Consider the following 22003-nt stretch of genomic DNA (forward strand, 5'->3'; position numbering starts at 1 on the left):
CGTGCGGCTCAGGCGGCGAGTCGGGAAATGTCGGCGACGCAATTCATCTGCTGATGCAGCGCGCCGAGCAGCGCCAGACGATTCGCGCGCAGCGCCGGATCTTCAGCGTTGACCATCACGTCGTTGAAGAACGTGTCGACCGGTTCGCGCAACGCGGCAAGCGCGGTAAGCGCGCCCGTGTAATCGCGTGCGGCGAGTTGCGACTGCACACGCGGCGCGACCTGCTCCAGCTGCGCATGCAAGGCCTTTTCCGCCGGTTCGAAGAGCAGCGTGACCTGCACGCCGCCGGTGGCGGTCGCGCCTTCTGACTTCTTCAGGATGTTCGAGATGCGCTTGTTGGCTGCCGCGAGCGATGCCGCTTCCGGCAACGCCGCGAACTCGCGTACTGCATCGAGGCGCGCGACGATATCGTCGAGACGCGTCGGGTTGAGCGCGAGCACCGCGTCGATTTCGCCCGGCGCGTGACCGCGTTCGCGCAACAAACCACGCAGACGATCCATGCTGAAGTCGTAGATGGCTTGCGTCGAATCGACGACGTTCGGCACTGCGGCAAATTGCGCGTAAGCGGTGCGCAGCAGTTCGACGAAGTCCACGGCCAGTTGCTTCTCGACCAGAATGCGCAGCACGCCGAGCGCGTGACGGCGCAACGCGAACGGGTCTTTCTCGCCGGTGGGTTGCAGACCGATGCCCCAGATGCCGACCAGCGTTTCGAGCTTGTCGGCCAGCGCGACGACCGTGCCGGTTGCCGTGCCCGGCAACGCGTCGCCGGAAAAACGCGGCTGATAATGTTCCGAGCATGCGAGCGCGACTTCTTCCGGCTCGCCGTCGTGGCGCGCGTAGTAGGTGCCCATCGTGCCTTGCAGCTCGGGGAACTCGCCGACCATGTCGGTGATCAGATCGGCCTTGGCCAGACGCGCGGCGCGCTTCGCGAGCGCCACGTCCGCGCCGATCAGTCCGGCGATCGCGCCGGCCAGCGCTTCGACGCGCTCCACGCGTTGCAGCGCCGAGCCGAGCTTGTTGTGATACACGACGTTCGCAAGCAACGGCACGCGGTCGGCGAGCGGCTTCTTCTTGTCCTGCTCGAAGAAGAATTTCGCATCGGCCAAACGCGGGCGCACCACACGCTCATTGCCTTCGACGATATCGCCAGGCGTGGACGTTTCGATGTTCGACACGATCAGGAAGCGCGAGCGCAGCTTGCCGTTCTCGTCCGTCAACGCGAAGTATTTCTGGTTCGTCTGCATGGTGAGGATCAGACATTCCTGCGGCACTTGCAGGAATTCGTCCTCGAAACGGCATGCGTAGACGACCGGCCATTCGACCAGCGACGTCACTTCGTCCAGCAGCGATTCAGGCATCACGACCTGATCGCCGTCAGCGTGCGCAAGCAGATGCGTGCGGATGGTTTCCTTGCGGTCGGCGAAGTTCGGCACCACACGGCCTTTGTGCATCAGCGTGTCGGCATACGAATCCGCGTGCTGGATCTGCACGAAGCCTTCGGACAAGAAGCGATGACCCAGCGTGGTGTCGTCTGCGTCGATGCCGAGCGCACTGACCGGAACGATCTGCTCGCCATGCAGCGCGGTCAGGCGATGCGCCGGCCGCACGAACTGCACGTTCGTGCCGTCGGGGCGCTGGTAGGTCATCACCTTGGGAATAGGCAGCTTGGCGAGCGTTTCGTCGAGAGCAGCCTGCAGGCCTTCTGCCAGCGTGGCGCCCGGCGCGGCGTAGCGCAGGAAGAAGGCTTCGGCCTTACCGTCCTGCGCGCGCTCCAGGTCGTTCACTGAAAAGTCGGGGAAGCCGAGCGCGGCGAGCTTTTTCGCGAGCGGCGCGGTGGGCTGACCGTCTTTATCGAGCGCGACGGAAACCGGTAGAACCTTTTCGCGCACATGCTTTTCCGGCGCAACCGTACGCACGTTTTTGATTGTGACTGCGAGGCGGCGCGGCGTCGCATAACGCTCGAATGACAGCTCGCCTTCGATCAGATCGCGCGCCGCGAGGCGCTCCGCAATACCTTCCGCGAAGGCGTCGCCGAGACGGGCAAGCGCTTTCGGCGGCAGTTCCTCGGTCAGCAGTTCGACCAGCAGGGTAGCTTGATGGGATTGAGTCATTTCTTGATGTTCTCGTCAGTCCGGGTCGATCTTGCGTTCGACTTTCAGCGGCGGCGCCCACGCGGGCATGGCGGCGTCCTGCTCGTCGGTGGTGAGGCCGGGCACGGCGTGCACCGGATTGCCGAGCATCGGAAAGCCGAGCTTCTCGCGTGAATCGTAGTAGGCCTGCGCGACCAGGCGCGACAGCGCGCGAATCCGGCCGATGTAGGCCGCGCGCTCGGTGACCGAGATCGCGCCGCGCGCGTCGAGCAGATTGAATGTGTGGCCGGCCTTCAGCACGAGCTCATAGGCGGGCAGCGCGATCTGCGCTTCGATCATGCGCTTCGCTTCGGCTTCGTAGCTGTTGAAGAACGTGAACAGAAGATCGACGTTCGCGTGCTCGAAGTTATACGTGGACTGTTCCACTTCGTTCTGGTGGTACACGTCGCCATAAGTGAGGCGGCGCGTTTCCGGGCCGTTCGGGCCTTGCTCCTCCCACTCGGTCCAGACGAGGTCGTAGACGTTCTCGACCTTTTGCAGATACATCGCGAGGCGCTCGAGACCGTACGTGATTTCGCCGAGCACCGGCTTGCAGTCAAGGCCGCCGACCTGCTGAAAATAAGTGAACTGGGTCACTTCCATGCCGTTCAGCCACACTTCCCAGCCGAGCCCCCACGCGCCGAGCGTGGGATTTTCCCAGTCGTCTTCGACGAAGCGCACGTCGTTCTGCTTCAGGTCGAAGCCGAGTGCTTCCAGCGAGCCGAGATACAGATCGAGGATGTTCTCCGGCGCCGGCTTCAGCACCACCTGATACTGGTAGTAATGCTGCAGGCGGTTCGGGTTCTCGCCATAGCGGCCGTCTTTCGGGCGGCGCGACGGCTGCACGTAGGCGGCGCGCCACGGTTCCGGGCCGACCGCGCGCAGGAAAGTGTGGACGTGCGAGGTGCCCGCGCCGACTTCCATGTCGATCGGTTGGAGCAACGCGCAACCCTGCTTATCCCAATAGGATTGCAGTGTCAGAATGATTTGCTGAAACGTGAGCATGAAGTGCCTTTCGGGCATGAGGCCGCGCCGCGAGCGCGTGAGCGCGCGAGGCGGCCGTGGAGCGAAGTGCTAAACCTGCGATTTTAACGGAAAGGCGGGGGGGCGTCCGGTTTTGGGGAGGGACTGGCAGGACGAGCGGCGCTCCCTCACGCCACCGCCAACTCCACCTTCGGCGAAAAGGAATCGCTTTGTGCGACCGGCCACCACTTCTCATACAACGAGTAGCGGTATTTCCCGTTGAGCAGATCGTCCGGTTCGAGATACTTGAGCAACTCGGACATCAACTGCACCTCATGCGACGACACTCGCCGCACGATGTGATGCGCGCGCAACTCGGCGGGGTGTTTCAACCCGGCGGCCTGAATGATTTCCTTCAGCGCATGCAGCGTGTTGTGGTGGAAGCTGAACACGCGGTCGGCCTTGTCCGGTACGACGAGCGCACGCTGGCGCACCGGGTCTTGCGTCGCGACGCCGGTCGGGCAGCGTCCCGTGTGGCAGGTTTGCGCCTGAATGCAGCCCACCGCGAACATGAAGCCGCGGGCCGCGTTGACCCAGTCCGCGCCAATCGCGAGTGTCTTCGTGATGTCGAACGCGGTGATCATCTTGCCGCTCGCGCCGATGCGAATCCGTTGCCGCAAGCCGATGCCAACCAGCGTGTTGTGCACGAGCAGCAGGCCTTCCTGCAACGGCACGCCGACGTGATCGGTGAACTCGAGCGGCGCTGCGCCCGTGCCGCCTTCCGCGCCGTCTACTACGATGAAGTCCGGCAGAATGCCCGTCTCCAGCATCGCCTTGGCAATGCCGAAAAATTCCCACGGGTGCCCGATACATAGCTTGAACCCGGTCGGCTTGCCGCCCGATAACGTGCGCAAGCGGTCGACGAATTCGAGCAGCCCGCGCGGCGTCGAAAACTCCGAATGCGTGGCCGGCGAAATGCAGTCGCGGCCCATCGGCACGCCGCGCGTCTCCGCAATTTCAGGTGTGATTTTGGCGGCCGGCAACACGCCGCCATGACCCGGCTTCGCGCCTTGCGACAGCTTGACCTCGATCATTTTCACTTGCGGTTCGGCCGCCTGCTTCGCGAATTTTTCCGCGCTGAAGGTGCCGTCGTCGTTACGGCAGCCGAAATAGCCCGATGCGATTTCCCAGATGATGTCGCCGCCGTGCTCGCGGTGATACTTCGACATCGAGCCTTCGCCGGTGTCGTGCGCGAAGTTGCCTTTCTTCGCGCCGAGGTTCAGCGCCATGATTGCGTTTGCGGACAGCGAGCCGAAGCTCATTGCCGAGACGTTGAAGATCGACATCGAGTAGGGCTGCGCGCGTTCGGCGCCGACGACGATGCGGAAGTCGTGACTATCGAGCGTGGTGGGCGCAAGCGAGTGGCTGATCCATTCGTGCGCGACGGCTTTGACGTCGACCTCGGTGCCATATGGGCGGCTATCGACGTCGTTTTTTGCACGCTGATAGACGATGCTGCGTTGAGCGCGCGAAAACGGCTTTTCGTCGGTATCGCCTTCGACGAAATATTGGCGGATTTCCGGGCGAATGAACTCGAACAGAAAACGGAAATGGCCCCACAGTGGATAGTTGCGAAGAATTGCGTGCCGCTGCTGACCCAGATCGAAGAGGCCGAGCGCGACGAGTGCGAGCGGCACGGCGATCCACAGCCACGACATATGATGCGTCGCGGCGAGCGCCGCGCAAACGGCGAGGAGCGCGACTGCGCTCCACATGGCCAGATAACGTCGAGCAAACATGGGGACTCCGGTGCAGTGAAGATCGTCGCGGAGGGATTGCCGGCGCCGGCGGCGCGGACGGATCTACCGCGAAAGAGAACGAGCGACTGCCCGTCGGGAAAAGCGGACTGCCGGGAAAAGCGGACTGCCGGTAGCTGCGAGCGGCTTTAACGCGCGCTCAGCAACGCCGCTTGTTGCGGCTCGCTCGCGGTTGGCTGCGCAGTCGCAGCATGTTCGATGATGCCGCCGCCGAGGCACACGTCGCCATCGTAGAGCACCGCCGATTGCCCCGGTGTGACAGCCCATTGCGCATCGTCGAAATTGAGTTCGAAGAGGCTTTCGCCGTAGTTCGCCGTCGTGAACGTGCAGCGTGCATCAGCCTGCCGGTAGCGGGTCTTCGCGCCGCAGGCGAAGCCTTCCGCCGGCGGTTCGCCCGCGACCCAGCTCGTGTTGCCCGCGCTGAGCGTATGACTCAGGAGCCACGGATGATCGTGACCTTGCGCGACATACAGCGTGTTCGACGCGATGTCCTTGCCCGCCACGAACCACGGCTCGCCGCTGCCTTCCTTGCTGCCGCCGAGACCGATGCCCTTGCGCTGTCCGAACGTGTAAAACGCAAGTCCGATATGCTCGCCGACCGTTTTGCCGTCGGTAGTTTTCATCGGGCCCGGCCTGGTCGGCAGATAGCGGTTCAGGAAGTCGCGGAACGGCCGTTCGCCGATAAAGCAGATGCCGGTGGAATCTTTCTTCTTCGCATTGGGCAGCGCGATCTGTTCGGCGATTTCGCGCACCTTCGTTTTGGGAATTTCGCCGAGCGGAAACAGCGTCTTCGACAACTGCGCCTGGTTCAACCTATGAAGAAAGTACGACTGATCTTTCGTATGGTCGAACGCCTTCAGCAGTTCGAAGCGGCCATTGTTCTCACGCACGCGCGCGTAGTGGCCGGTCGCGATGGTTTCCGCGCCGAGCGACATTGCGTGGTCGAGAAAGGCCTTGAATTTGATCTCGGCGTTGCACAGCACGTCCGGGTTCGGCGTGCGACCCGCGGAATATTCGCGCAGGAACTCGGCGAACACGCGGTCTTTGTATTCGGACGCGAAGTTGACCGCTTCCACGTCGATGCCGATCAGGTCCGCGACCGACACCACGTCGATCCAGTCCTGGCGCGTCGAGCAGTATTCGCTGTCGTCGTCGTCTTCCCAGTTCTTCATGAACAGGCCGACCACGTCGTAGCCCTGTTCCTTGAGCAGCCACGCGGTAACCGACGAATCGACGCCGCCCGACATGCCTACTACGACTTTCTGCTTGCTCATAAGATGCTCACTGGGTACTGCGAAACTTCATGGATCGTGGGTCGATGCTGACGCGCGGTTTTATCCGCGGTTACCTTTTCGGCCCGACCGAATGCGTATGCACGAAGTCGAGCGGGAAACGCCGGCCTGCCAGGTAATCGTCGATGCATTGCATGACGAGCGGCGTGCGGTGCCGTTCGGGGCAGGCGCGCAGTTCGTCGGCGCTCATCCACAACGTTCGCACAATGTCGGGATCGAGCGCGCGGGTTGCCTCGCGTTCGCCGCCGGTGCCGCAATAAGTGAAGCGCAAATACGTGACGCCTTCGCTGTCCGGCCGCTCGAAATGCGTCATGTACATGCCGACCAGCGCCTCGGGCGTGAACGGGTGCGCGGTTTCTTCGAGCGTTTCGCGGACCACGGCTTCCAGCAGCGTTTCGCCGGCTTCCAGATGACCGGCCGGCTGATTCAGGCGCAGACCGGCCGCCGTGTGTTCCTCGACCACGAGAAAGCGCCCGTCACGCTCGACGATGGCCGCGACGGTCACGTGCGGTAGCCAGGTTTCCGGTTTCATGGGTGCGCATTTTACCGTTTATAGGCACTCGCTGCCGGGAAGCGGGCGGCCGGCACGCCGGGCGGTTGGATCGCAGGCTGCGGGGCGCGCGGCTCGGACGCGACCCAGAACGGCCGCCGAACCCCGACACGCACGGTCCCGGGCGCGCCAGCCCACCGGCACCCCCGGATTGTCCCCGATTTCTGCCGCCCCCCATGTTTCGGGTAAAGTGAGGCGTTAGCCGTTGCACTTGCAAGCCGGCGTGCCTCGTCGGCCGATCTGTCGTCAAACAGTAAGTCGAGGAGGAAGCACGATGCACATCGGAGTGCCAGCCGAGACGCGCGCGCACGAAACCCGCGTCGCCGCGACGCCCGAAACGGTCAAGAAGTACGTGAGCCAGGGCCATCGGGTCACCATCCAGAGCGGCGCCGGTGCTGGCGCCAGCTTTCCCGACGACGCCTTCACAGCCGCCGGAGCGGAAATCGTCGACGCCGCCAGCGCGTTTGGCGCCGAGCTCGTCCTCAAAGTGCAGTCTCCAACCGAAGCCGAACTGCCGCTTCTCAAGCGCGGCGCAGTGCTGGTCGGCATGCTCGATCCGTTCAACGCAGAGAATGCGCTAAAACTCGCTGCGGCCGGCGTTACCGCGTTCGCGCTCGAAGCCGCGCCCAGAACGACTCGCGCGCAAAGCCTCGACGTGCTGTCGTCGCAGGCGAACATCGCCGGATACAAGGCCGTGCTGCTCGCGGCGACGCTGTATCCGCGCTTCATGCCGATGCTGATGACCGCGGCCGGCACCGTGAAAGCCGCGCGCGTGCTGATTCTCGGCGCGGGCGTGGCGGGCCTGCAGGCAATCGCGACGGCCAAGCGCCTCGGTGCCGTGATCGAAGCGTCCGACGTCCGTCCGGCTGTGAAAGAGCAGATCGAATCGCTTGGCGCGAAGTTTCTCGACGTGCCTTATGAAACCGATGAAGAGCGCGAAGCAGCCCAAGGCGTCGGCGGCTATGCGCGTCCCATGCCGCCCTCGTGGCTGCAGCGACAGTCGGCGCTCGTCCACGAGCGCGCGAAGCAGGCCGACGTGGTGATCTCCACAGCATTGATTCCAGGCCGCGCGGCGCCGACGCTGATCTCAGTCGAAACCGTGCAGGCGATGAAACCCGGCTCCGTGCTGGTCGACCTTGCCGCGGGCCGCGGCGCGGACTATGAAGGGCAGCGCGGCGGCAACTGTCCGCTGACCGAAGCTGACAAGGTGGTCGTCAAGCATGGCGTGACGATTGTCGGCTACACGAATCTGGCATCGATGGTGCCCGCCGACGCTTCGTCGCTCTATGCGCGCAATCTGCTCGACTTCCTCAAGCTGATCGTGACGAAGGAAGGCGCGCTGAATATCGACCTCGCCGACGACATCGTCGCCGCTACGCTGCTTGCCCGCGACGGCGAAGTCGCGCGCAAGGCATAAAACGAATCCACCGAGGAGAAACGGCGATGGAAGTGCTCAACCACACCGTCATCAACCTGATCATTTTCGTGCTGGCGATTTACGTCGGCTACCACGTGGTCTGGAACGTCACGCCGGCTCTGCACACGCCGCTCATGGCCGTGACGAATGCCATTTCGGCGATCGTGATTGTCGGCGCGATGCTGGCAACCGGCCTCACGCTCGGCACGCCGGGCAAGTTCTTTGGCACGCTCGCCGTCGCGCTCGCGGCGGTCAATGTGTTCGGCGGCTTCCTCGTCACGCGGCGAATGCTGGAGATGTTCCGCAAGAAAGAGCCGAAGAAGCTGATCGCCGACAAGAGCAAGGAGAACGCGTAATGAGCCTGAACGTCGTCACGCTGCTTTATCTGGTCGCGTCCGTCTGCTTCATTCAGGCGCTCAAGGGGCTGTCGAATCCGAAGACCGCGCGCATCGGCAATACGTTCGGCATGGTCGGGATGGCGATTGCGATTCTCACGACCATTGCCTTGATCGCCAAGCAGGCCACCGCGCTCGGATCGAATCTTGGCCTGGGTCTTGGACTGCTGCTGGTCGCTTTGATCATTGGCGGCGCTATCGGCGCGTTCGTCGCCGCGCGCGTCGAGATGACCAAGATGCCGGAGCTCGTCGCGGCCATGCACTCGCTGATCGGTCTCGCGGCGGTCTGCATTGCGTATGCGGTGGTGTCGGAGCCGGCCGCATTCGGTCTCGTCGATCCCGAGTATCCGGTGCCGGGCTTTCTGCCTTACGGCAATCGCGTCGAGCTGTTTATCGGTACGTTCGTCGGCGCAATTACTTTTAGCGGTTCGGTGATCGCGTTTGGCAAGCTCTCGGGCAAATACAAGTTTCGCCTCTTTCAGGGCGCACCGGTCGTGTACGCAGGCCAGCACCTGATCAACCTGATGCTCGCCATCGCGATGCTCGGCTTCGGCATCATCTTCTTTTTTACGCAGTCGTGGCTGCCGTTCATCGTCATGACGGTGATCGCGTTCGTGCTCGGCGTGCTGATCATCATTCCGATCGGCGGCGCGGATATGCCGGTCGTCGTGTCCATGCTCAACTCGTACTCGGGCTGGGCGGCGGCAGGGATCGGCTTCTCGCTCAACAATCCGATGCTGATCATCGCGGGCTCGCTGGTTGGGTCCTCGGGTGCGATTCTGTCGTACATCATGTGCCGCGCGATGAACCGCTCGTTCTTCAACGTGATTCTGGGCGGCTTCGGCAATGAGGCGGGCGCGGCGGCAGCGGGCGGCTCGGCCGAGCAGCGTCCGGTGAAATCCGGTTCCGCCGACGATGCGTCGTTCATGCTCGGCAACGCCGAAACGGTCGTGATCGTGCCGGGTTATGGCCTTGCGGTGGCGCGCGCGCAGCATGCGTTGAAGGAGCTGACCGACAAGCTCGTCGAGAAGGGCATTGAAGTGAAGTACGCGATTCACCCGGTGGCGGGACGGATGCCTGGCCATATGAACGTGCTGCTCGCCGAAGCCGAAGTGCCGTACGACATGGTGTTCGAAATGGACGACATCAACGGCGAGTTCGGCCAGGTCGACGTGGTGCTCGTGCTCGGCGCGAACGACGTGGTGAACCCGGCCGCGAAGAACGATCCCAAGTCGCCGATTGCGGGCATGCCGATCATCGAGGCTTACAAGGCACGCACTGTCATTGTGAACAAGCGCTCGATGGCGGCGGGTTATGCCGGGCTCGACAACGACCTCTTCTACATGGACAAGACGATGATGGTGTTCGGCGACGCCAAGAAGGTGATCGAAGATATGGTGAAGGCGGTCGACTAGAAGCGTGTGGAGTCTCGCGGATTCTTGACCTTTGACGCGGGACTCCATCCACACCGGAAGTCTGTATTTCAAAATCCGGCCGCCGCGACGCATCGCTCGCATTGTCGCGCTAGCGCGGCTTTGCGTTGACGTGCCGCAACAGGTCCGCGAGCCGCCTGCCTTGCTGGTCCGGATAAGGTTCGCGCACTTCCAGTTCCTGAATCCGCTCCAGTCCAAAGTTGCGGAAGTCGCCGCGCAATTCACACCACGCGCCTAGCGTCCAGCGCGCACCCCAATACGCGAGCGCGAGCGGCCACACGCGGCGCTCGGTTGCCGCGCCGTTTGCATCGGTGTACGAAAAGCTCACCATTTGCCGGGTGTCGATTGCTCGATGCAGCGTGTCGAGCTGTGCCGAGAAATCACTCCTGATATGGAACGACGGCGCGAAGACAGCGAGTCTTTCGAGCGACGCGCGCTTGTCCGCCGGCATCGCCGAGGCAATCTTGGCGAGCGCGCCGCGCGCTCCACTTGCAAAGTCGGAGCCGCCCCAGGATTCCAGCATGCGCGCGCCGGCGGCGAGTGCCGCGAGTTCGTCGGCGGTGAAGGTGAGCGGCGGCAAACTCGCCGCGCGGCTCAGCCGGTAGCCAATGCCGGCCTCGCCCTCGATCGGCACGCCCGACAATTGCAGATCGCGCACATCGCGATAGACCGTGCGCAGCGAGATGTTGAGCCAGTCGGCGAGTTGTTGCGCGGTGGTCAGACGCCGGCCGCGCAGCAGTTCGGCGATCTGGAACAGGCGGTCGGCGCGGCGCGTCATCGTGGGCGTCTTGTAGAAGAGGACAGGGACAGTCCCGCGATGATAGCGCCGCATGCCGCGCTCCGGTCAGCGTTTCGGGCGCTGTGCGCGTGGTGTTTAGCGCTGCGCTGCGTGCACTCTGCGACCTAGCCGTTGGTCCGCGAGTGCAGGCCGAGGCGGTTGCCTTCGGTATCGGTGAAGAACGCGATATAGCCGATATCCTGCGGCAGCTTGACGACCGGACCGTCGGTCTTGCCGCCGGCTTCTTCGATGCGGGCAAGAGCGGCGTCCACGGTCGGCTGCGCGTTCAGATAGACGAGCACGCCGTCGCCGTTCGGCGTCATCGACGGACTATGGACGATCGCGCCGCCCGTGGCCGGTTCTTCGTAGCCGAACACCGCAATCGGCTGGCCACCGATTTCCTGGCGATTCAGTTTGACGTCGAGCGCGGTTTCATAGAAGCGGACAGCGCGATCGAAATCGACGGACGGGATCTCAAACCATGCAACAACTTTCGACGATGCAGACATGACACTCTCCTGTTGACCGAGCCAGTGCTTCAGCGCTTGCTCTGGTCCCATGCAAGATGGTTCGGTGGATGGACGGCGGATAAGCCGTATAAAGCGCCGGATGGCGTGAGGAGAAGTGTGCGGGCGTGCTGCTGACAGCGTGGTGTCAGTAGGGTGCGAGAAGGAGGAGTCGGGCGTGCGGTTTCGGCGACGCGAAAAAAAACCGCGGGAGTCGGTTCCGCGGTTTCTTTGGCCTGCTTCTGCTTTTACTTGTGCTTCGGTCTGTGCTCGGGTTTATGAGGTGCGCAAGCCGCGCCTCTACGCCGGAAAAACGGTGCGTGGCGAGCGGCTAGCGTCAATCGGCGGGCGTGTCGTTCTGCGGCCGCTGGCGCACGCTGCCTGCGATGAGGTCGAAGCGGAACAGTCGGCATTCGAGCGCGCCGTTGAAAAGCGGCGTCTTGGTCGATTCGCGCAGACGCAACTGGCCGGGCAACTTGCGGTCCGAAGTCAGGATGAACGCGTGCCAGCCGGTAAAGCGTTGCTTGAGCGCGTCGCCGAGCGACTGGAAAAATTCGCTGTCCGGCGTTTCTTCCTGGGCGCGGCGGAAGCTGTCGTCATCGCGATTATCGCGGTTGCGCGGTTCGCGGATTTCGCCGCGCGCGTTGCGTCCGCGCACTTCGATCCGTTCGCCGTACGGGGGATTCGCGACGAGAATGCCCGGCTCGGAGCTCGGCGGCGTCATGCCGCGCGCGTCGACCTGTTTGAGCGGGATCGACGGCAAGCCTGCGCGCTGGAAATTCGCACGCGCTTTGTCGAGCATGTCGCCGGAAATGTCGCTGCCGAATATTTGCAGATCGGCGCGCGAGGTACGAGCGGCGTGCTTGGCGTCGAGCGCGGCGGCCTTCAGTGTTTGCCAGGTTTTGCTGTCGTATTGCTTGAGCTTTTCGAAGCCGAAGCGGCGTTCCGCGCCTGGCGCGATGTTCAGCGCGACTTGCGCGGCTTCGGCGAGGAATGTGCCGCTGCCGCACATCGGGTCGTACAGCGGCGTGCCTGCATTCCAGCCCGTCAGACGCAGGATGCCCGCCGCGAGATTCTCGCGCAGCGGCGCGGCGCCCTTGTCGAGGCGCCAGCCGCGCTTGAAGAGCGGATCGCCGGACGTGTCGAGGTAGAGCGTGCAGTCGGTCGCCGTGAGAAACGCGAACACGCGGACGTCGGGCGTCGCGGTGTCGATGTTCGGGCGCGCGCCGCTGACTTCGCGCAGCCGATCGCAGATGGCATCCTTTACGCGCAGCGTGGTGAATTCGAGGCTGCGCAGCGGCGACTTGATCGCGGTAACGTCGACGCGCAAAGTTTCGTTCGCGGAGAACCACTGCTCCCAACGTTGTTCGACGGCGAGCGCGTAGATGTCCTGTTCACTGCGATACGGGCGATGCGCGATTTTCAGCAACACGCGGCTCGCGATGCGCGAATGCAGATTGGCCGCCATGCCGGCCGCCCAACCGCCGCGGAAGTGCACGCCGCCGGGGACTTGCGACCCCGCCGAGAATGGCGCGCCGTTCAGATGTTTCGCGGCGATTTCGGCGAGTTCAGTGGCGAGCGAGGCTTCGAGGCCGCGCGGGCAGGGGAGGAAGAAATCAAAGGACATGGGGTGGGGCGAGCCGGTGGGCGTTGGGTAAGGGCGTATTGTACGCGGTTGGCTGGCGCGTTTTTTCGCTGACGGAATCAAGGCGAGCGGTTCGAGAGCAGACCTTTCCGACGAGCACGCGGTGCAAGGCGGGAGGTATGACTGCCTTGTCAAAAACGCGGGGTGTGCGAGGGCACAGATTCCAGATGCACCACTACCCCCTCCGAGCCAGGGGACCCGCTTATGAGCTAGCGGTGCAAAGCCGCTTTCTTTGCTTACTTTCTTTGCGGCATGCAAAGAAAGTAAGTGCCGCCCCGCACAGGGGCAGTGCCAATAGACCACCGTGAAATCAAGGAAAGGCCAAGGGGTTCAAACGGCAAAGGAACCCAAGCTCCTTCGAAACCTACCCCGCAGCAACAGCTGCCCCGTCGGAGGGACAAGCCGGCACATTGACCCGCGCCGCCCCCTTTGCCTGCGAAGCAGAAGCGCCAGCAGCAGCGGCACCGGCAGAAGCAGAAGAAGCAGCAGCCATCGCCCGCAAAGCCCCCGCCACCTGCTCGGAAACCCGCTGCAAAGCCCTCCGATGCCCATCGACAAGCGAGTCGTACCCACTCCCGACCTGCTCGCTCACGACACTGCGACAAGTCATCACAGCAGTACTCCGAACAGCCCGCACGCTCCACACCGCGTCGATCAGCGCATGCGACACCGGCCACGATTCGAACCGCTGCACATTCACGCTGACCCGATACACGGGCGTCGTATCCGAATAAGCGGTGCCATACACATCGATCGTATTCAACTGCTGCGTGAGACTTGTCGACAACGCCCGGCGCAGTTCGTCGCCTGGCAATGACGCCCAACGCTCTTCTTCCAGCACCTTCACCTGGGTCGGTCCCGTCTGCACGACCAACTGCGTCTTGGCAACTTGCGGCGGCACGTCGATCGGTGCGACTTCGATCAGCCACGCCGGCGCCGCCGCCGTACGCACGCTCGACGCGCCCGCTGGCGTGCTCCCTGAAGCGCCCACACTTGCGCCGCCGAGCGTATAGAACCGGCTACTCGGCGATGCACACGCCGCCAGTGCGAGCACGGCGACGAGTGCACCGGCTTGGAAAGCGTTGCGCGCGGGCCCGCCCGGCAGGCGCGAAAGCCGGGACAGTCTGGAAAGGCGGGCAAACATCATGGTTTATCTCCTGCTTTACCGCGCAATAACGATTCGGGGTGGCGCTCCAGATAATCCGACAGCGCATTCAGCGACTGCAACGTCCGCGTCAATTCCTGCAACGCCTGATGCACGTCCGACTGCAACGGCGAGTCCTGCTGCAACGTCGCCTCCGCCGAGCCGAAGGTCTGCTTCGCCGCCGCCAGCGTGTCGCGGGCTTGCGGCACGACTTCCGTGTCGAGGCGCTTGAAGAGCTGATCGGCATTCTTGAGCGCGCTGTTCAGGTTGTTGCCGATCTGGTCGAACGGTACCTTGTCGAGCTTCTTCGCGATGTCCGCCACCTGGAGCTGCAACTCGTCGAGCGTGTTCGGAATGGTCGGCAATTCGAGCGGATCGCTTGCTACGTCGACAGTGGCCGGCGGCGCCTTCGGGAAGATATCGAGCGCAACATAGAGCTGGCTCGTGATCAGATTGCCCGTGCGCAACTGGCCGCGCAGACCGTGTTTGACCAGTTGTTGCAACAGGTTCTGACCAGCAAGGCTGCCCGGCGCCGGAGCCGTTTCGCGGAAGCGCTTGCCGAGGCGGTCCGGGTAGATGTTCATGGTCACGGGCATCGTGAAGCTGCGCGTTTTCGGATCGTAGTCGATGCCGATGTTCGTCACCTGACCTAGCACGATGCCGCGGAAGTCCACCGTGGCGCCGACCGACAGCCCACGCAGCGACTGGTTGAAGTTCATCACGACGCGCAGCGGCTCGCCGTCCGGCTCGCGCATCGCGTCGCCCTCGTCCGAGCCGAGGCGGAACGTCATGTTGTTCGGCGCCTGCGCGCCCACGCCCTGGCCGGGCGGCGACTGGAACGACAAACCGCCGACGATCACCGTCGCGAGCGACTGCGTATTCAGCTTGAAACCGCTCGAATCGAGCCGCAGATCGACGCCACTCGCATGCCACCAGCGTGAATTGGTGCCGACGTACTGGTCGAACGGTGCGGACACGAACACCTGCATCGTCACGCCGGTGCCGTCCTTGTCGAGCGAGAAGCCCACCACCTGGCCGACCTGCACGCGACGGTAGAAAATCGGCGAACCGATGTCGATCGAGCCTAGCGAATCGCCGTGCAGGATGAACTGGTGACCCTTCTGGTCGCCGGTAATAGGTGGGGGCGTCTCGAGGCCGACAAAATTTTTCTCGCTGTCGGGCGAATGGCCGGCGTCCGCGCCGATATAGGCGCCCGAAAGGAGCGTGGTGAGCCCGGACACGCCGCTTGCGCCCACCCGCGGGCGCACGACCCAGAAGCGGGAGTCCTTGACCGCGAAGTCTTCGCCTTCCTTCGTCAACTGCACCTGCACGAGTACGTGAGAAAGATCTTTCGACAACGTGATCGACTTCACCGCGCCAACGTCGACGTCCTTGTACTTGACCTTGGTTTTGCCGGGCTCGAGCCCTTCGGCGCTGACGAAACTGATCGTGATGGTCGGGCCTTTCTCCGTCGCCGACTTGATGACGAGCGCAATACCGATCAGCGCGGCGATCAAGGGAATCACCCAGACGAGCGACGGCAGCCAGCGGCTGCGCGGCTCGATCTGGGGGTCTGGGAGTTGGGGCGGCAACTGCGGTCCGTTCGAATCGTTGCGCGGCGCATCGGAGGCGGGCGTCGGTCCTGGCGGGCTAGTCATGTTCGAGATCCTGAGGTTTTTGAGTACTGCCGTCCACGTCGTCCCAGATGAGCCGTGGATCGAATTGCATGGATGCCATCATCGTGAGGATCACCACCGAGCCGAACGCGATCGCGCCCGGTCCAGCCGTGATGACTGCAAGCGACTTGAAGCGCACCAGCGCGACCGTCAATGTGACCACGAACACGTCGAGCATCGACCAGCGGCCGATCCGTTCGACCATCCGGTAAAGCGTGGTGCGTTGCTCCGGACGCCAGCGCGAGCGGCGCTGCGCGGTAATGGTGAGGAGCGCGAGCACGCTCAGCTTGAGCATCGGCACCATGATGCTGGCGACGAACACGATTACCGCAAGCGGCCAGTCGCCGGACGTCCAGAAGTACACGACGCCGCTCATGATGGTGTCGTCCTCCGAACCCAGCAGCGACGAGGTATGCATGACCGGCAACAAATTTGCCGGAATATACAGCAACGCCGCCGCGATCAGCAGCGCCCACGTGCGCATGAGGCTGTCCGGATTGCGTGAGTGCAGGCGCGAGCCGCACCGTGAGCAATGCTGCGGCGTGATCGAGCGGATGCGCGGTTCGACACGTCCACACGCGTGGCAGGCGACGAGGCCCGCGCGTCTTGCGGTGATGTATTTCATGCGCGGCTCACCCTCGATGCGGCGCCGGCGGTACGCCGGGGCTTGCGTCGGGGGCCTGGCCGCGGTCTACGCCCGGCTCAGCGTCGACTTGCAGCGCGGGCGGAGCGGGCGGGCCGGCAACCGCGCCGACCGCGAGTGCCGCGCTATCGGCCGAACTGCGCGGCAGTGGCCGCTGACTGCGTGCGCCGAGTTCGTCCGCGAGATCCCACAGAATGCGCGGGTCGAAGGTGACGACCACGGCGAACATCAGTGTCAGCGCGCCGAACGCGAAGAGCGCCGCCTCGGGTATCACGCGCGCGAGACTGACCATCTTCACGATGGTGATCAGCACACCGAGCATGAACACTTCGATCATCCCCCAGGGACGCACGAACTGGATTGCGCGCAAGACGCGGTTGAAGCCCGCAGGCACATAGCCGGAGCGCAGCGGGATCAGAACGTAGAGCAGCGCGACGAGTTCGGTGAGCGGAAACAGAATGGTCGAGCAGAACACCATGACGGCGACGATCTGCATGTCCTCGTTCCAGAGCGCGACGAGCGCGCCGAACAGCGTGGTCTGCGAGGTAATGCCATTGGTCTCGAGTTCGACGATGGGAAATCCCTGCGCGATCAGGAATGTGATCAGCGCGGCGAGCGTCATGGCGCTGATGCCCTCCAGCTTGCGCGACACGCCGCTGTAGAGCGTCGCACGGCAACGCGGACAGCGCGCGAGTTTGCGCCCGGCAAGCCGCGGCTTGCGGAATAGCGTATCGCACTCGTGGCACGCAATCAGGTTGTCATTTTCCATACGGCAGCGGGCCAACGATATGTGAGTAAGCGTGCAATGCCGGTCGCAAGTGTGGGCGAATAACGCAGTTCGAAAAAATTTGTGCAGCAATAGTACCAAACGCGTTGCAGGCGCGCGCGTGGGCGCTGCGCCTTGTGAATGAAAGCTCTGACAGCGTCCGTCCCCAATTGTTCAACGGCGTGGCGAGGCGCGCCCCAAGTCGCCTTTCGGTAAATTTCGCGTTGCCGCAGCCAGCTTTTTCCGCTTCGGGTAGCATGGCGGCCTGGCGTGTCTCGAAGGCCGCGGCACCGGGTTATCCGCCGATAGACTTTGCATCGGCACGGAATAGCCGGGCCTGCCGCACCGTTAACCTCTCTTAGCAAGCGTTCACCTGTCATGGCACACAACCCTTCATTCGGTGGCCGGGAGTCGTACACGCGGACTGCCATTGCCTTTCATTGGCTGATCGCATTGCTGATCGTCTGCGGCTTTGCGCTCGGCTGGGTGATGACCGACATCCCTGGCTTCACGCCGACCAAACTGCGCTATTTCTCGTGGCATAAATGGATTGGCGTGACGGTATTTGCGCTGGCTATCGTGCGCATTCTCTGGCGCGCAACGCATGGCGCTCCGGCGATGCCGCGCCGCATGCCCGCCTGGCAGCGCGGCGCCGCGCACTTCGTGCATGTGCTGCTCTATGTATTGATGATCGCGATTCCCGTTTCCGGCTATCTGTACAGCTCGGCGGCAAATGTGCCGGTTGTCTATCTCGGGTTGATTCCGCTGCCGCGTCTGATCGCGCCGGACCCGCATCTGAAGGAATTGCTCAAGAACGTCCATATCGCGCTGAATTACACATTGCTGGTGCTGGTCGGACTGCATGTAGCGGCGGCGCTCAAGCATCAGTGGCTGGACCGCGACGGCTTGCTGTCGCGCATGCTTCCCTTCCTCAAATAAGGACAACCATGAAGGTCTCGTTTTATCGCTATATGCTCGCCGCATTTGCCGCGCTTTCGCTGACCGCAACTGGCAGCGCGCTGGCCCAGGTCGATGTCGCAAAGAGTTCGGTGACGGCCACGTCCAAGCAGATGAACGTGCCGGTGGAAGGCAAGTTCGGCAAATTCAGCGCGCAGATCAAGTTCGACCCGGCCAAGCCGACCGAAGGCAGCGCTCAGCTGAACATCGACGTCGGCAGCTACGATCTAGGCGACGAGAGCTACAACGATCAGGTGCGCGGCAAGGAATGGTTCGACGCAAAGAGCTATCCCAGCGCCACGTTCGTTTCCAGCGCCATTGCGCCGGCCGGCGGCAACCAGTACAAAGTGACTGGCAAGCTGACCATCAAGGGCAAATCGCAGACGGTGGTGGTGCCGGTCACCGTGACGCAGCAAGGCGCGACGCAAACGTTCGACGGTTCATTGCCGATCAAGCGCTCGCAATTCGACATCGGCACGGGCGAATGGAAAGACACGTCGGTTGTTGCCGATGACGTGGTCATCAAGTTTCATATCGTCGCCGCACATAAATAACTTGCGCCGCGCGGTTCAGTGCAGCCGTTTTTAACTGACTGGGAGCATGAATTGAAGACATCCATGTTGATCGCCGCCGGTGCATTGGCCTCCTGTGTTTCGCTCAGCGCATTCGCCGCCGCGGACACTTATCAGCTCGACCCGACTCACACCTATCCGAGCTTCGAAGCAGACCACTTCGGCGGCCTGTCCGTGTGGCGCGGCAAGTTCACGAAGAGTTCCGGCACTGTCACGCTGGACCGCACCGCAAAGACGGGTACCGTCGAAGTGAACGTGGATCCCGCTTCGATCGCCACCGGGAACGGCAAGCTCGACGACCATCTGAAGTCGGCTGAATTCTTCGACGTGTCGAAGTTTCCCGCCGCGACCTACAAAGGAACGGACATCAAGTTCGACGGCGACAAGCCTTCGGAAGTGATCGGCACCTTGACGCTGCACGGCGTGACGAAGCCGCTGAACCTGAAGGTCGAGTCGTTCAAGTGCATGCAGCACCCGGTGCTCAAGCGCGAAGTGTGCGGCGTGGAAGCGAGCGGTCATTTCGACCGCGCGGACTACGGTATCGACTTCGGCACAAAGTACGGCTTCAATATGGACACCAAGCTGCACATTCAGGCTGAAGGCATCAAGCAACAGTAACCGCTGAGGTGCGTGCATGCGCACCGATTCACAATGACGCGATGACGCCGCCGTTGCGGCGCAGCACGAACAGCGCTTCGCGTCTCGCTGAATATATGACCGCTTCGTTCGCTTCCGCGACGAAGCGGTTTTTTCATGGAGCCGGCCGCGCATCAAGCCGTGCGAGCGTTATGCGGCGCGGGCGCGTAATTTGCCGCTCGCCTCGGTTTAATTTTTCGGGTACATAGAGCGCTGGCACCGCGTTGGTTGTGCGCGCATCCAATACGGCGAGATGGGGCCTGAGTCCGCATCCATAATATTCGCGCAAACTGGAGATCTGCATGAACGCAACGACAGCAGCAAGCCTTGCGGGAAGCCGGCGAAATTCGTGGCGGGCGGTGATCGCCGCATCGATCGGCAACGCGCTGGAGTGGTTCGATCTGGTCGTCTACGGCTTTTTCGCCGTGGTCATCGCCAAGCTGTTCTTTCCCGCCGGCAACGACACCGTTTCGCTGCTGCTCACGCTCGGCACGTTCGGCGTGTCGTTCTTCATGCGTCCGCTCGGTGCAATCGTGATTGGCGCATACGCGGACCGCGCCGGGCGCAAGGCCGCGCTCACGCTGTCCATTCTGCTGATGATGGGCGGCACCCTGATCATCGCGGTTTTGCCGACTTACAGGAGCATTGGCATTGCCGCGCCCGTGATTCTCGTCATCGCGCGATTGATGCAGGGTTTTTCGGCGGGCGGTGAGTTCGGCAGCGCCACCGCCTTCCTCGCGGAACATGTGCCGGGGCGGCGCGGCTTTTTCGCAAGCTGGCAGGTCGCAAGCCAGGGGCTCACTACGCTGCTTGCCGCGGGTTTCGGCGTCGCACTGACGGGCAATCTGACGCCGGACCAGATGGCGTCATGGGGATGGCGCGTGCCGTTCTTCTTCGGGCTCCTGATCGGACCAGTCGCCTGGTACATCCGCACGAAGCTCGATGAAACGCCGGAGTTTCTCGCTGCCGAAACGACGAGCACGCCGCTGCGCGACACGTTCACGAGTCAGAAACTGCGGCTACTGATCGCAATCGGCGCGGTGGTGCTTGGGACTGTGTCGACTTACCTCGTGCTGTTCATGCCGACCTTCGGCGTGAAGCAACTGGGGCTCGCACCTTCGGTCGCGTTCTCCGCCATCGCGCTGACGGGCCTGATTCAGATGGTGTTTGCGCCGGTGGTCGGGCATCTGTCGGACCGGCATGGGCGCACCACGATCATGCTGATTTCGGCAGTGCTGCTTCTCGTACTGATTTATCCGGCGTTCGTGTATCTCGTCGCGCATCCAACCTTTGGCACGCTGATCGCACTCCAGGTGGTGCTCGGCTTTCTCATGACAGGCTATTTCGCGGCGTTGCCGGGTTTGCTGTCTGAGATGTTTCCGGTGCAGACACGCACGACCGGCATGTCGCTTGCCTATAACATCGCGGTGACCGTTTTCGGCGGCTTCGGGCCGTTCATCATCGCGTGGTTGATCGGCTTCACGGGTTCGAAGGCCGCGCCCAGTTACTACCTGATTTTTGCCGCGCTCCTGAGTGTCGCGGCGCTGATTGCGGCGCGGCGCAAATTGGGCTTTCGGTAGAATGTCGGCGGTTTCAGTCAGTCGGCGAGCCCGGCGAGTCGGACAGTGAAGCGCTGAGGACAACGCCACAAACAAAAAGGCCGGTTCGCGATGAACCGGCCTTTTTTGTTGCCAATGCGTTACTTACTTTAACGCGATCAAACCTGAGCGCCCGCGTTCGGATCGTTCGGATCGACGCGATCTTTCTTGTCTTTGATCAGATCGTCGCGCTTCACGCCGAACCACATGGCAAGCGCCGCGGCAACGAACACCGACGAGTAGATACCGAACAGAATACCGACCGTCAGCGCCAAAGCGAAGTAGTGCAGTGTCGGGCCGCCGAACAGGAACATCGACAGCACCATCATCTGCGTACATCCGTGCGTGATGACGGTTCGCGACATGGTGCTCGTGATTGCGTGGTTGATCACTTCGATCACGGTCATCTTGCGCTCGCGGCGGAACGTCTCACGAATCCGGTCGAAGATAACCACCGATTCGTTCACCGAATAGCCGAGCACCGCGAGCACGGCGGCCAGCACCGACAGCGAGAACTCCCACTGGAAAAACGCGAAAAAACCGAGAATGATCACGACGTCGTGCAAGTTCGCGATCACGCCCGCCACCGCGTACTTCCATTCGAAGCGGAACGACAGATAGATCACGATGCCCGCGACCACGCAGGCGAGCGCCAGCAAGCCGTCGGTGGCGAGTTCCTTGCCGACCTGCGGACCGACGAACTCGACGCGCTGCAACTGCACCTGCGGCGTTTCGGTTTTCAGCGCGCTCATGACCTGATCGCTTTGCTGCGCGGACGTCAAACCCTGCTTGAGCGGCAAACGGATTAGCACGTCGCGTGAGGTGCCGAAGTTCTGCACCTGCGCGTCGGCGTAGCCGAGCTTGCTCAGCGTGCCACGCACCGGATCGAGCGGCGCGGCACCCGGATACTGGACTTCGATCACGGTACCGCCGGTGAACTCCACCGACAGATGCAGTCCCCGGTGCACGAGAAAAAACACCGCGGCGAGGAACGTCAGCAGCGAAATTGCGTTGAAGATCAACGCACGCTGCATGAACGGAATGTCTTTACGAAAGCGGAAAAATTCCATGGTCTTGTTCTCCGGG

The 22003-nt window shown here is 62.8% G+C and carries 20 protein-coding genes; 7 read left to right on the plus strand and 13 right to left on the minus strand.

Annotated elements, in window-relative coordinates; all coding sequences use genetic code 11:
* Positions 1–8 precede the first annotated feature (8 nt).
* The 5 genes from glyS to H281_RS0123915 form a co-directional block, all read right to left on the minus strand.
* Entirely contained in the window at positions 9–2111 is a 2103-nt protein-coding gene (gene glyS, locus H281_RS0123895; RefSeq protein ID WP_020069659.1) for a glycine--tRNA ligase subunit beta, read from the minus strand.
* 15 nt (positions 2112–2126) lie between these two features.
* Positions 2127–3134, minus strand: a complete 1008-nt coding sequence (gene glyQ / locus H281_RS34815) for a glycine--tRNA ligase subunit alpha (protein ID WP_084690169.1) — start codon at positions 3132–3134, stop codon at positions 2127–2129.
* 146 nt (positions 3135–3280) lie between these two features.
* Positions 3281–4891: an FMN-binding glutamate synthase family protein gene (locus H281_RS0123905; RefSeq protein ID WP_020069661.1), complete on the minus strand. Its 1611-nt coding sequence runs from the start codon at positions 4889–4891 to the stop codon at positions 3281–3283.
* Positions 4892–5037: 146 nt separating this feature from the next.
* A complete protein-coding gene (gene mnmA / locus H281_RS0123910; protein WP_020069662.1) occupies positions 5038–6183 on the minus strand; it encodes a tRNA 2-thiouridine(34) synthase MnmA in 1146 nt (381 codons plus the stop codon).
* Positions 6184–6253: 70 nt separating this feature from the next.
* Positions 6254–6733, minus strand: a complete 480-nt coding sequence (locus H281_RS0123915) for an NUDIX hydrolase (RefSeq protein WP_020069663.1) — start codon at positions 6731–6733, stop codon at positions 6254–6256.
* Positions 6734–7025: 292 nt separating this feature from the next.
* Between H281_RS0123915 and H281_RS0123920 the strand changes: the two genes are divergently transcribed.
* From H281_RS0123920 to H281_RS0123930, 3 genes are read left to right on the plus strand one after another with little or no spacing between them, the layout of a single operon-like run.
* Positions 7026–8168, plus strand: coding sequence for a Re/Si-specific NAD(P)(+) transhydrogenase subunit alpha (locus tag H281_RS0123920; protein ID WP_020069664.1), 1143 nt, complete (start codon positions 7026–7028; stop codon positions 8166–8168).
* A gap of 26 nt (positions 8169–8194) precedes the next feature.
* The gene (locus tag H281_RS0123925) at positions 8195–8524 is read left to right on the plus strand and encodes an NAD(P) transhydrogenase subunit alpha (RefSeq protein WP_006047931.1); all 330 of its coding nucleotides are present in this window, start codon (positions 8195–8197) and stop codon (positions 8522–8524) included.
* Positions 8524–9978 (plus strand): NAD(P)(+) transhydrogenase (Re/Si-specific) subunit beta, encoded by a 1455-nt coding sequence (locus H281_RS0123930; protein ID WP_020069665.1) that lies wholly within the window; start codon positions 8524–8526, stop codon positions 9976–9978. Before H281_RS0123925 ends, H281_RS0123930 begins: the two co-directional genes overlap by 1 nt.
* Before the next feature lie 109 nt (positions 9979–10087).
* Here H281_RS0123930 and H281_RS0123935 read toward each other — a convergent pair whose 3' ends face one another.
* From H281_RS0123935 to H281_RS0123965, 7 genes are all read right to left on the minus strand, one after another.
* Positions 10088–10828, minus strand: a complete 741-nt coding sequence (locus H281_RS0123935; RefSeq protein WP_020069666.1) for a helix-turn-helix transcriptional regulator — start codon at positions 10826–10828, stop codon at positions 10088–10090.
* Positions 10829–10899: 71 nt separating this feature from the next.
* Positions 10900–11283, minus strand: coding sequence for a VOC family protein (locus H281_RS0123940; protein WP_020069667.1), 384 nt, complete (start codon positions 11281–11283; stop codon positions 10900–10902).
* A gap of 334 nt (positions 11284–11617) precedes the next feature.
* On the minus strand, positions 11618–12907 hold the full coding sequence (locus H281_RS0123945; protein WP_020069668.1) for a THUMP domain-containing class I SAM-dependent RNA methyltransferase: 1290 nt from the start codon (positions 12905–12907) through the stop codon (positions 11618–11620).
* A gap of 382 nt (positions 12908–13289) precedes the next feature.
* Positions 13290–14072: a PqiC family protein gene (locus tag H281_RS0123950; protein WP_020069669.1), complete on the minus strand. Its 783-nt coding sequence runs from the start codon at positions 14070–14072 to the stop codon at positions 13290–13292.
* Complete coding sequence (locus tag H281_RS0123955) at positions 14069–15727, minus strand: PqiB family protein (protein ID WP_020069670.1); 1659 nt, start codon at positions 15725–15727, stop codon at positions 14069–14071. Before H281_RS0123955 ends, H281_RS0123950 begins: the two co-directional genes overlap by 4 nt.
* Positions 15720–16370, minus strand: a complete 651-nt coding sequence (locus tag H281_RS0123960; protein WP_020069671.1) for a paraquat-inducible protein A — start codon at positions 16368–16370, stop codon at positions 15720–15722. The genes H281_RS0123955 and H281_RS0123960 overlap by 8 nt, the downstream gene beginning before the upstream one ends.
* A 7-nt stretch (positions 16371–16377) precedes the next feature.
* Positions 16378–17157: a paraquat-inducible protein A gene (locus H281_RS0123965; protein ID WP_020069672.1), complete on the minus strand. Its 780-nt coding sequence runs from the start codon at positions 17155–17157 to the stop codon at positions 16378–16380.
* A 375-nt stretch (positions 17158–17532) separates the two neighbouring features.
* Between H281_RS0123965 and H281_RS0123970 the strand changes: the two genes are divergently transcribed.
* The 4 genes from H281_RS0123970 to H281_RS0123985 all read left to right on the plus strand — a co-directional run bounded on the left by H281_RS0123970 (position 17533) and on the right by H281_RS0123985 (position 20899).
* Positions 17533–18093 carry a cytochrome b gene (locus tag H281_RS0123970; RefSeq protein ID WP_020069673.1) on the plus strand — a complete coding sequence of 187 codons (561 nt, stop codon included), beginning with the start codon at positions 17533–17535 and terminating at the stop codon, positions 18091–18093.
* Between the two features lie 8 nt (positions 18094–18101).
* A complete protein-coding gene (locus tag H281_RS0123975) occupies positions 18102–18665 on the plus strand; it encodes a YceI family protein (protein ID WP_020069674.1) in 564 nt (187 codons plus the stop codon).
* A gap of 63 nt (positions 18666–18728) precedes the next feature.
* Positions 18729–19301, plus strand: a complete 573-nt coding sequence (locus tag H281_RS0123980) for a YceI family protein (RefSeq protein WP_020069675.1) — start codon at positions 18729–18731, stop codon at positions 19299–19301.
* A gap of 320 nt (positions 19302–19621) precedes the next feature.
* Positions 19622–20899 carry an MFS transporter gene (locus tag H281_RS0123985; protein WP_020069676.1) on the plus strand — a complete coding sequence of 426 codons (1278 nt, stop codon included), beginning with the start codon at positions 19622–19624 and terminating at the stop codon, positions 20897–20899.
* 137 nt (positions 20900–21036) lie between these two features.
* Here the strand turns inward: H281_RS0123985 and secF are convergent, their stop codons facing one another.
* Positions 21037–21987, minus strand: a complete 951-nt coding sequence (secF, locus tag H281_RS0123990) for a protein translocase subunit SecF (RefSeq protein WP_020069677.1) — start codon at positions 21985–21987, stop codon at positions 21037–21039.
* Positions 21988–22003: the final 16 nt, after the last annotated feature.

The organism is Paraburkholderia caledonica (assembly GCF_000383275.1).
Taxonomy (GTDB): domain Bacteria; phylum Pseudomonadota; class Gammaproteobacteria; order Burkholderiales; family Burkholderiaceae; genus Paraburkholderia; species Paraburkholderia caledonica.

Bases quoted from the DNA above. Each gene is read 5' to 3' on its own strand.
- glyS (WP_020069659.1), bottom strand. From the start codon at position 2,111: ATGACTCAATCCCATCAAGCTACCCTGCTGGTCGAACTGCTGACCGAG.
- glyQ (WP_084690169.1), bottom strand. From the start codon at position 3,134: ATGCTCACGTTTCAGCAAATCATTCTGACACTGCAATCCTATTGGGAT.
- H281_RS0123905 (WP_020069661.1), bottom strand. From the start codon at position 4,891: ATGTTTGCTCGACGTTATCTGGCCATGTGGAGCGCAGTCGCGCTCCTC.
- mnmA (WP_020069662.1), bottom strand. From the start codon at position 6,183: ATGAGCAAGCAGAAAGTCGTAGTAGGCATGTCGGGCGGCGTCGATTCG.
- H281_RS0123915 (WP_020069663.1), bottom strand. From the start codon at position 6,733: ATGAAACCGGAAACCTGGCTACCGCACGTGACCGTCGCGGCCATCGTC.
- H281_RS0123920 (WP_020069664.1), top strand. From the start codon at position 7,026: ATGCACATCGGAGTGCCAGCCGAGACGCGCGCGCACGAAACCCGCGTC.
- H281_RS0123925 (WP_006047931.1), top strand. From the start codon at position 8,195: ATGGAAGTGCTCAACCACACCGTCATCAACCTGATCATTTTCGTGCTG.
- H281_RS0123930 (WP_020069665.1), top strand. From the start codon at position 8,524: ATGAGCCTGAACGTCGTCACGCTGCTTTATCTGGTCGCGTCCGTCTGC.
- H281_RS0123935 (WP_020069666.1), bottom strand. From the start codon at position 10,828: ATGCGGCGCTATCATCGCGGGACTGTCCCTGTCCTCTTCTACAAGACG.
- H281_RS0123940 (WP_020069667.1), bottom strand. From the start codon at position 11,283: ATGTCTGCATCGTCGAAAGTTGTTGCATGGTTTGAGATCCCGTCCGTC.
- H281_RS0123945 (WP_020069668.1), bottom strand. From the start codon at position 12,907: ATGTCCTTTGATTTCTTCCTCCCCTGCCCGCGCGGCCTCGAAGCCTCG.
- H281_RS0123950 (WP_020069669.1), bottom strand. From the start codon at position 14,072: ATGATGTTTGCCCGCCTTTCCAGACTGTCCCGGCTTTCGCGCCTGCCG.
- H281_RS0123955 (WP_020069670.1), bottom strand. From the start codon at position 15,727: ATGACTAGCCCGCCAGGACCGACGCCCGCCTCCGATGCGCCGCGCAAC.
- H281_RS0123960 (WP_020069671.1), bottom strand. From the start codon at position 16,370: ATGAAATACATCACCGCAAGACGCGCGGGCCTCGTCGCCTGCCACGCG.
- H281_RS0123965 (WP_020069672.1), bottom strand. From the start codon at position 17,157: ATGGAAAATGACAACCTGATTGCGTGCCACGAGTGCGATACGCTATTC.
- H281_RS0123970 (WP_020069673.1), top strand. From the start codon at position 17,533: ATGGCACACAACCCTTCATTCGGTGGCCGGGAGTCGTACACGCGGACT.
- H281_RS0123975 (WP_020069674.1), top strand. From the start codon at position 18,102: ATGAAGGTCTCGTTTTATCGCTATATGCTCGCCGCATTTGCCGCGCTT.
- H281_RS0123980 (WP_020069675.1), top strand. From the start codon at position 18,729: ATGTTGATCGCCGCCGGTGCATTGGCCTCCTGTGTTTCGCTCAGCGCA.
- H281_RS0123985 (WP_020069676.1), top strand. From the start codon at position 19,622: ATGAACGCAACGACAGCAGCAAGCCTTGCGGGAAGCCGGCGAAATTCG.
- secF (WP_020069677.1), bottom strand. From the start codon at position 21,987: ATGGAATTTTTCCGCTTTCGTAAAGACATTCCGTTCATGCAGCGTGCG.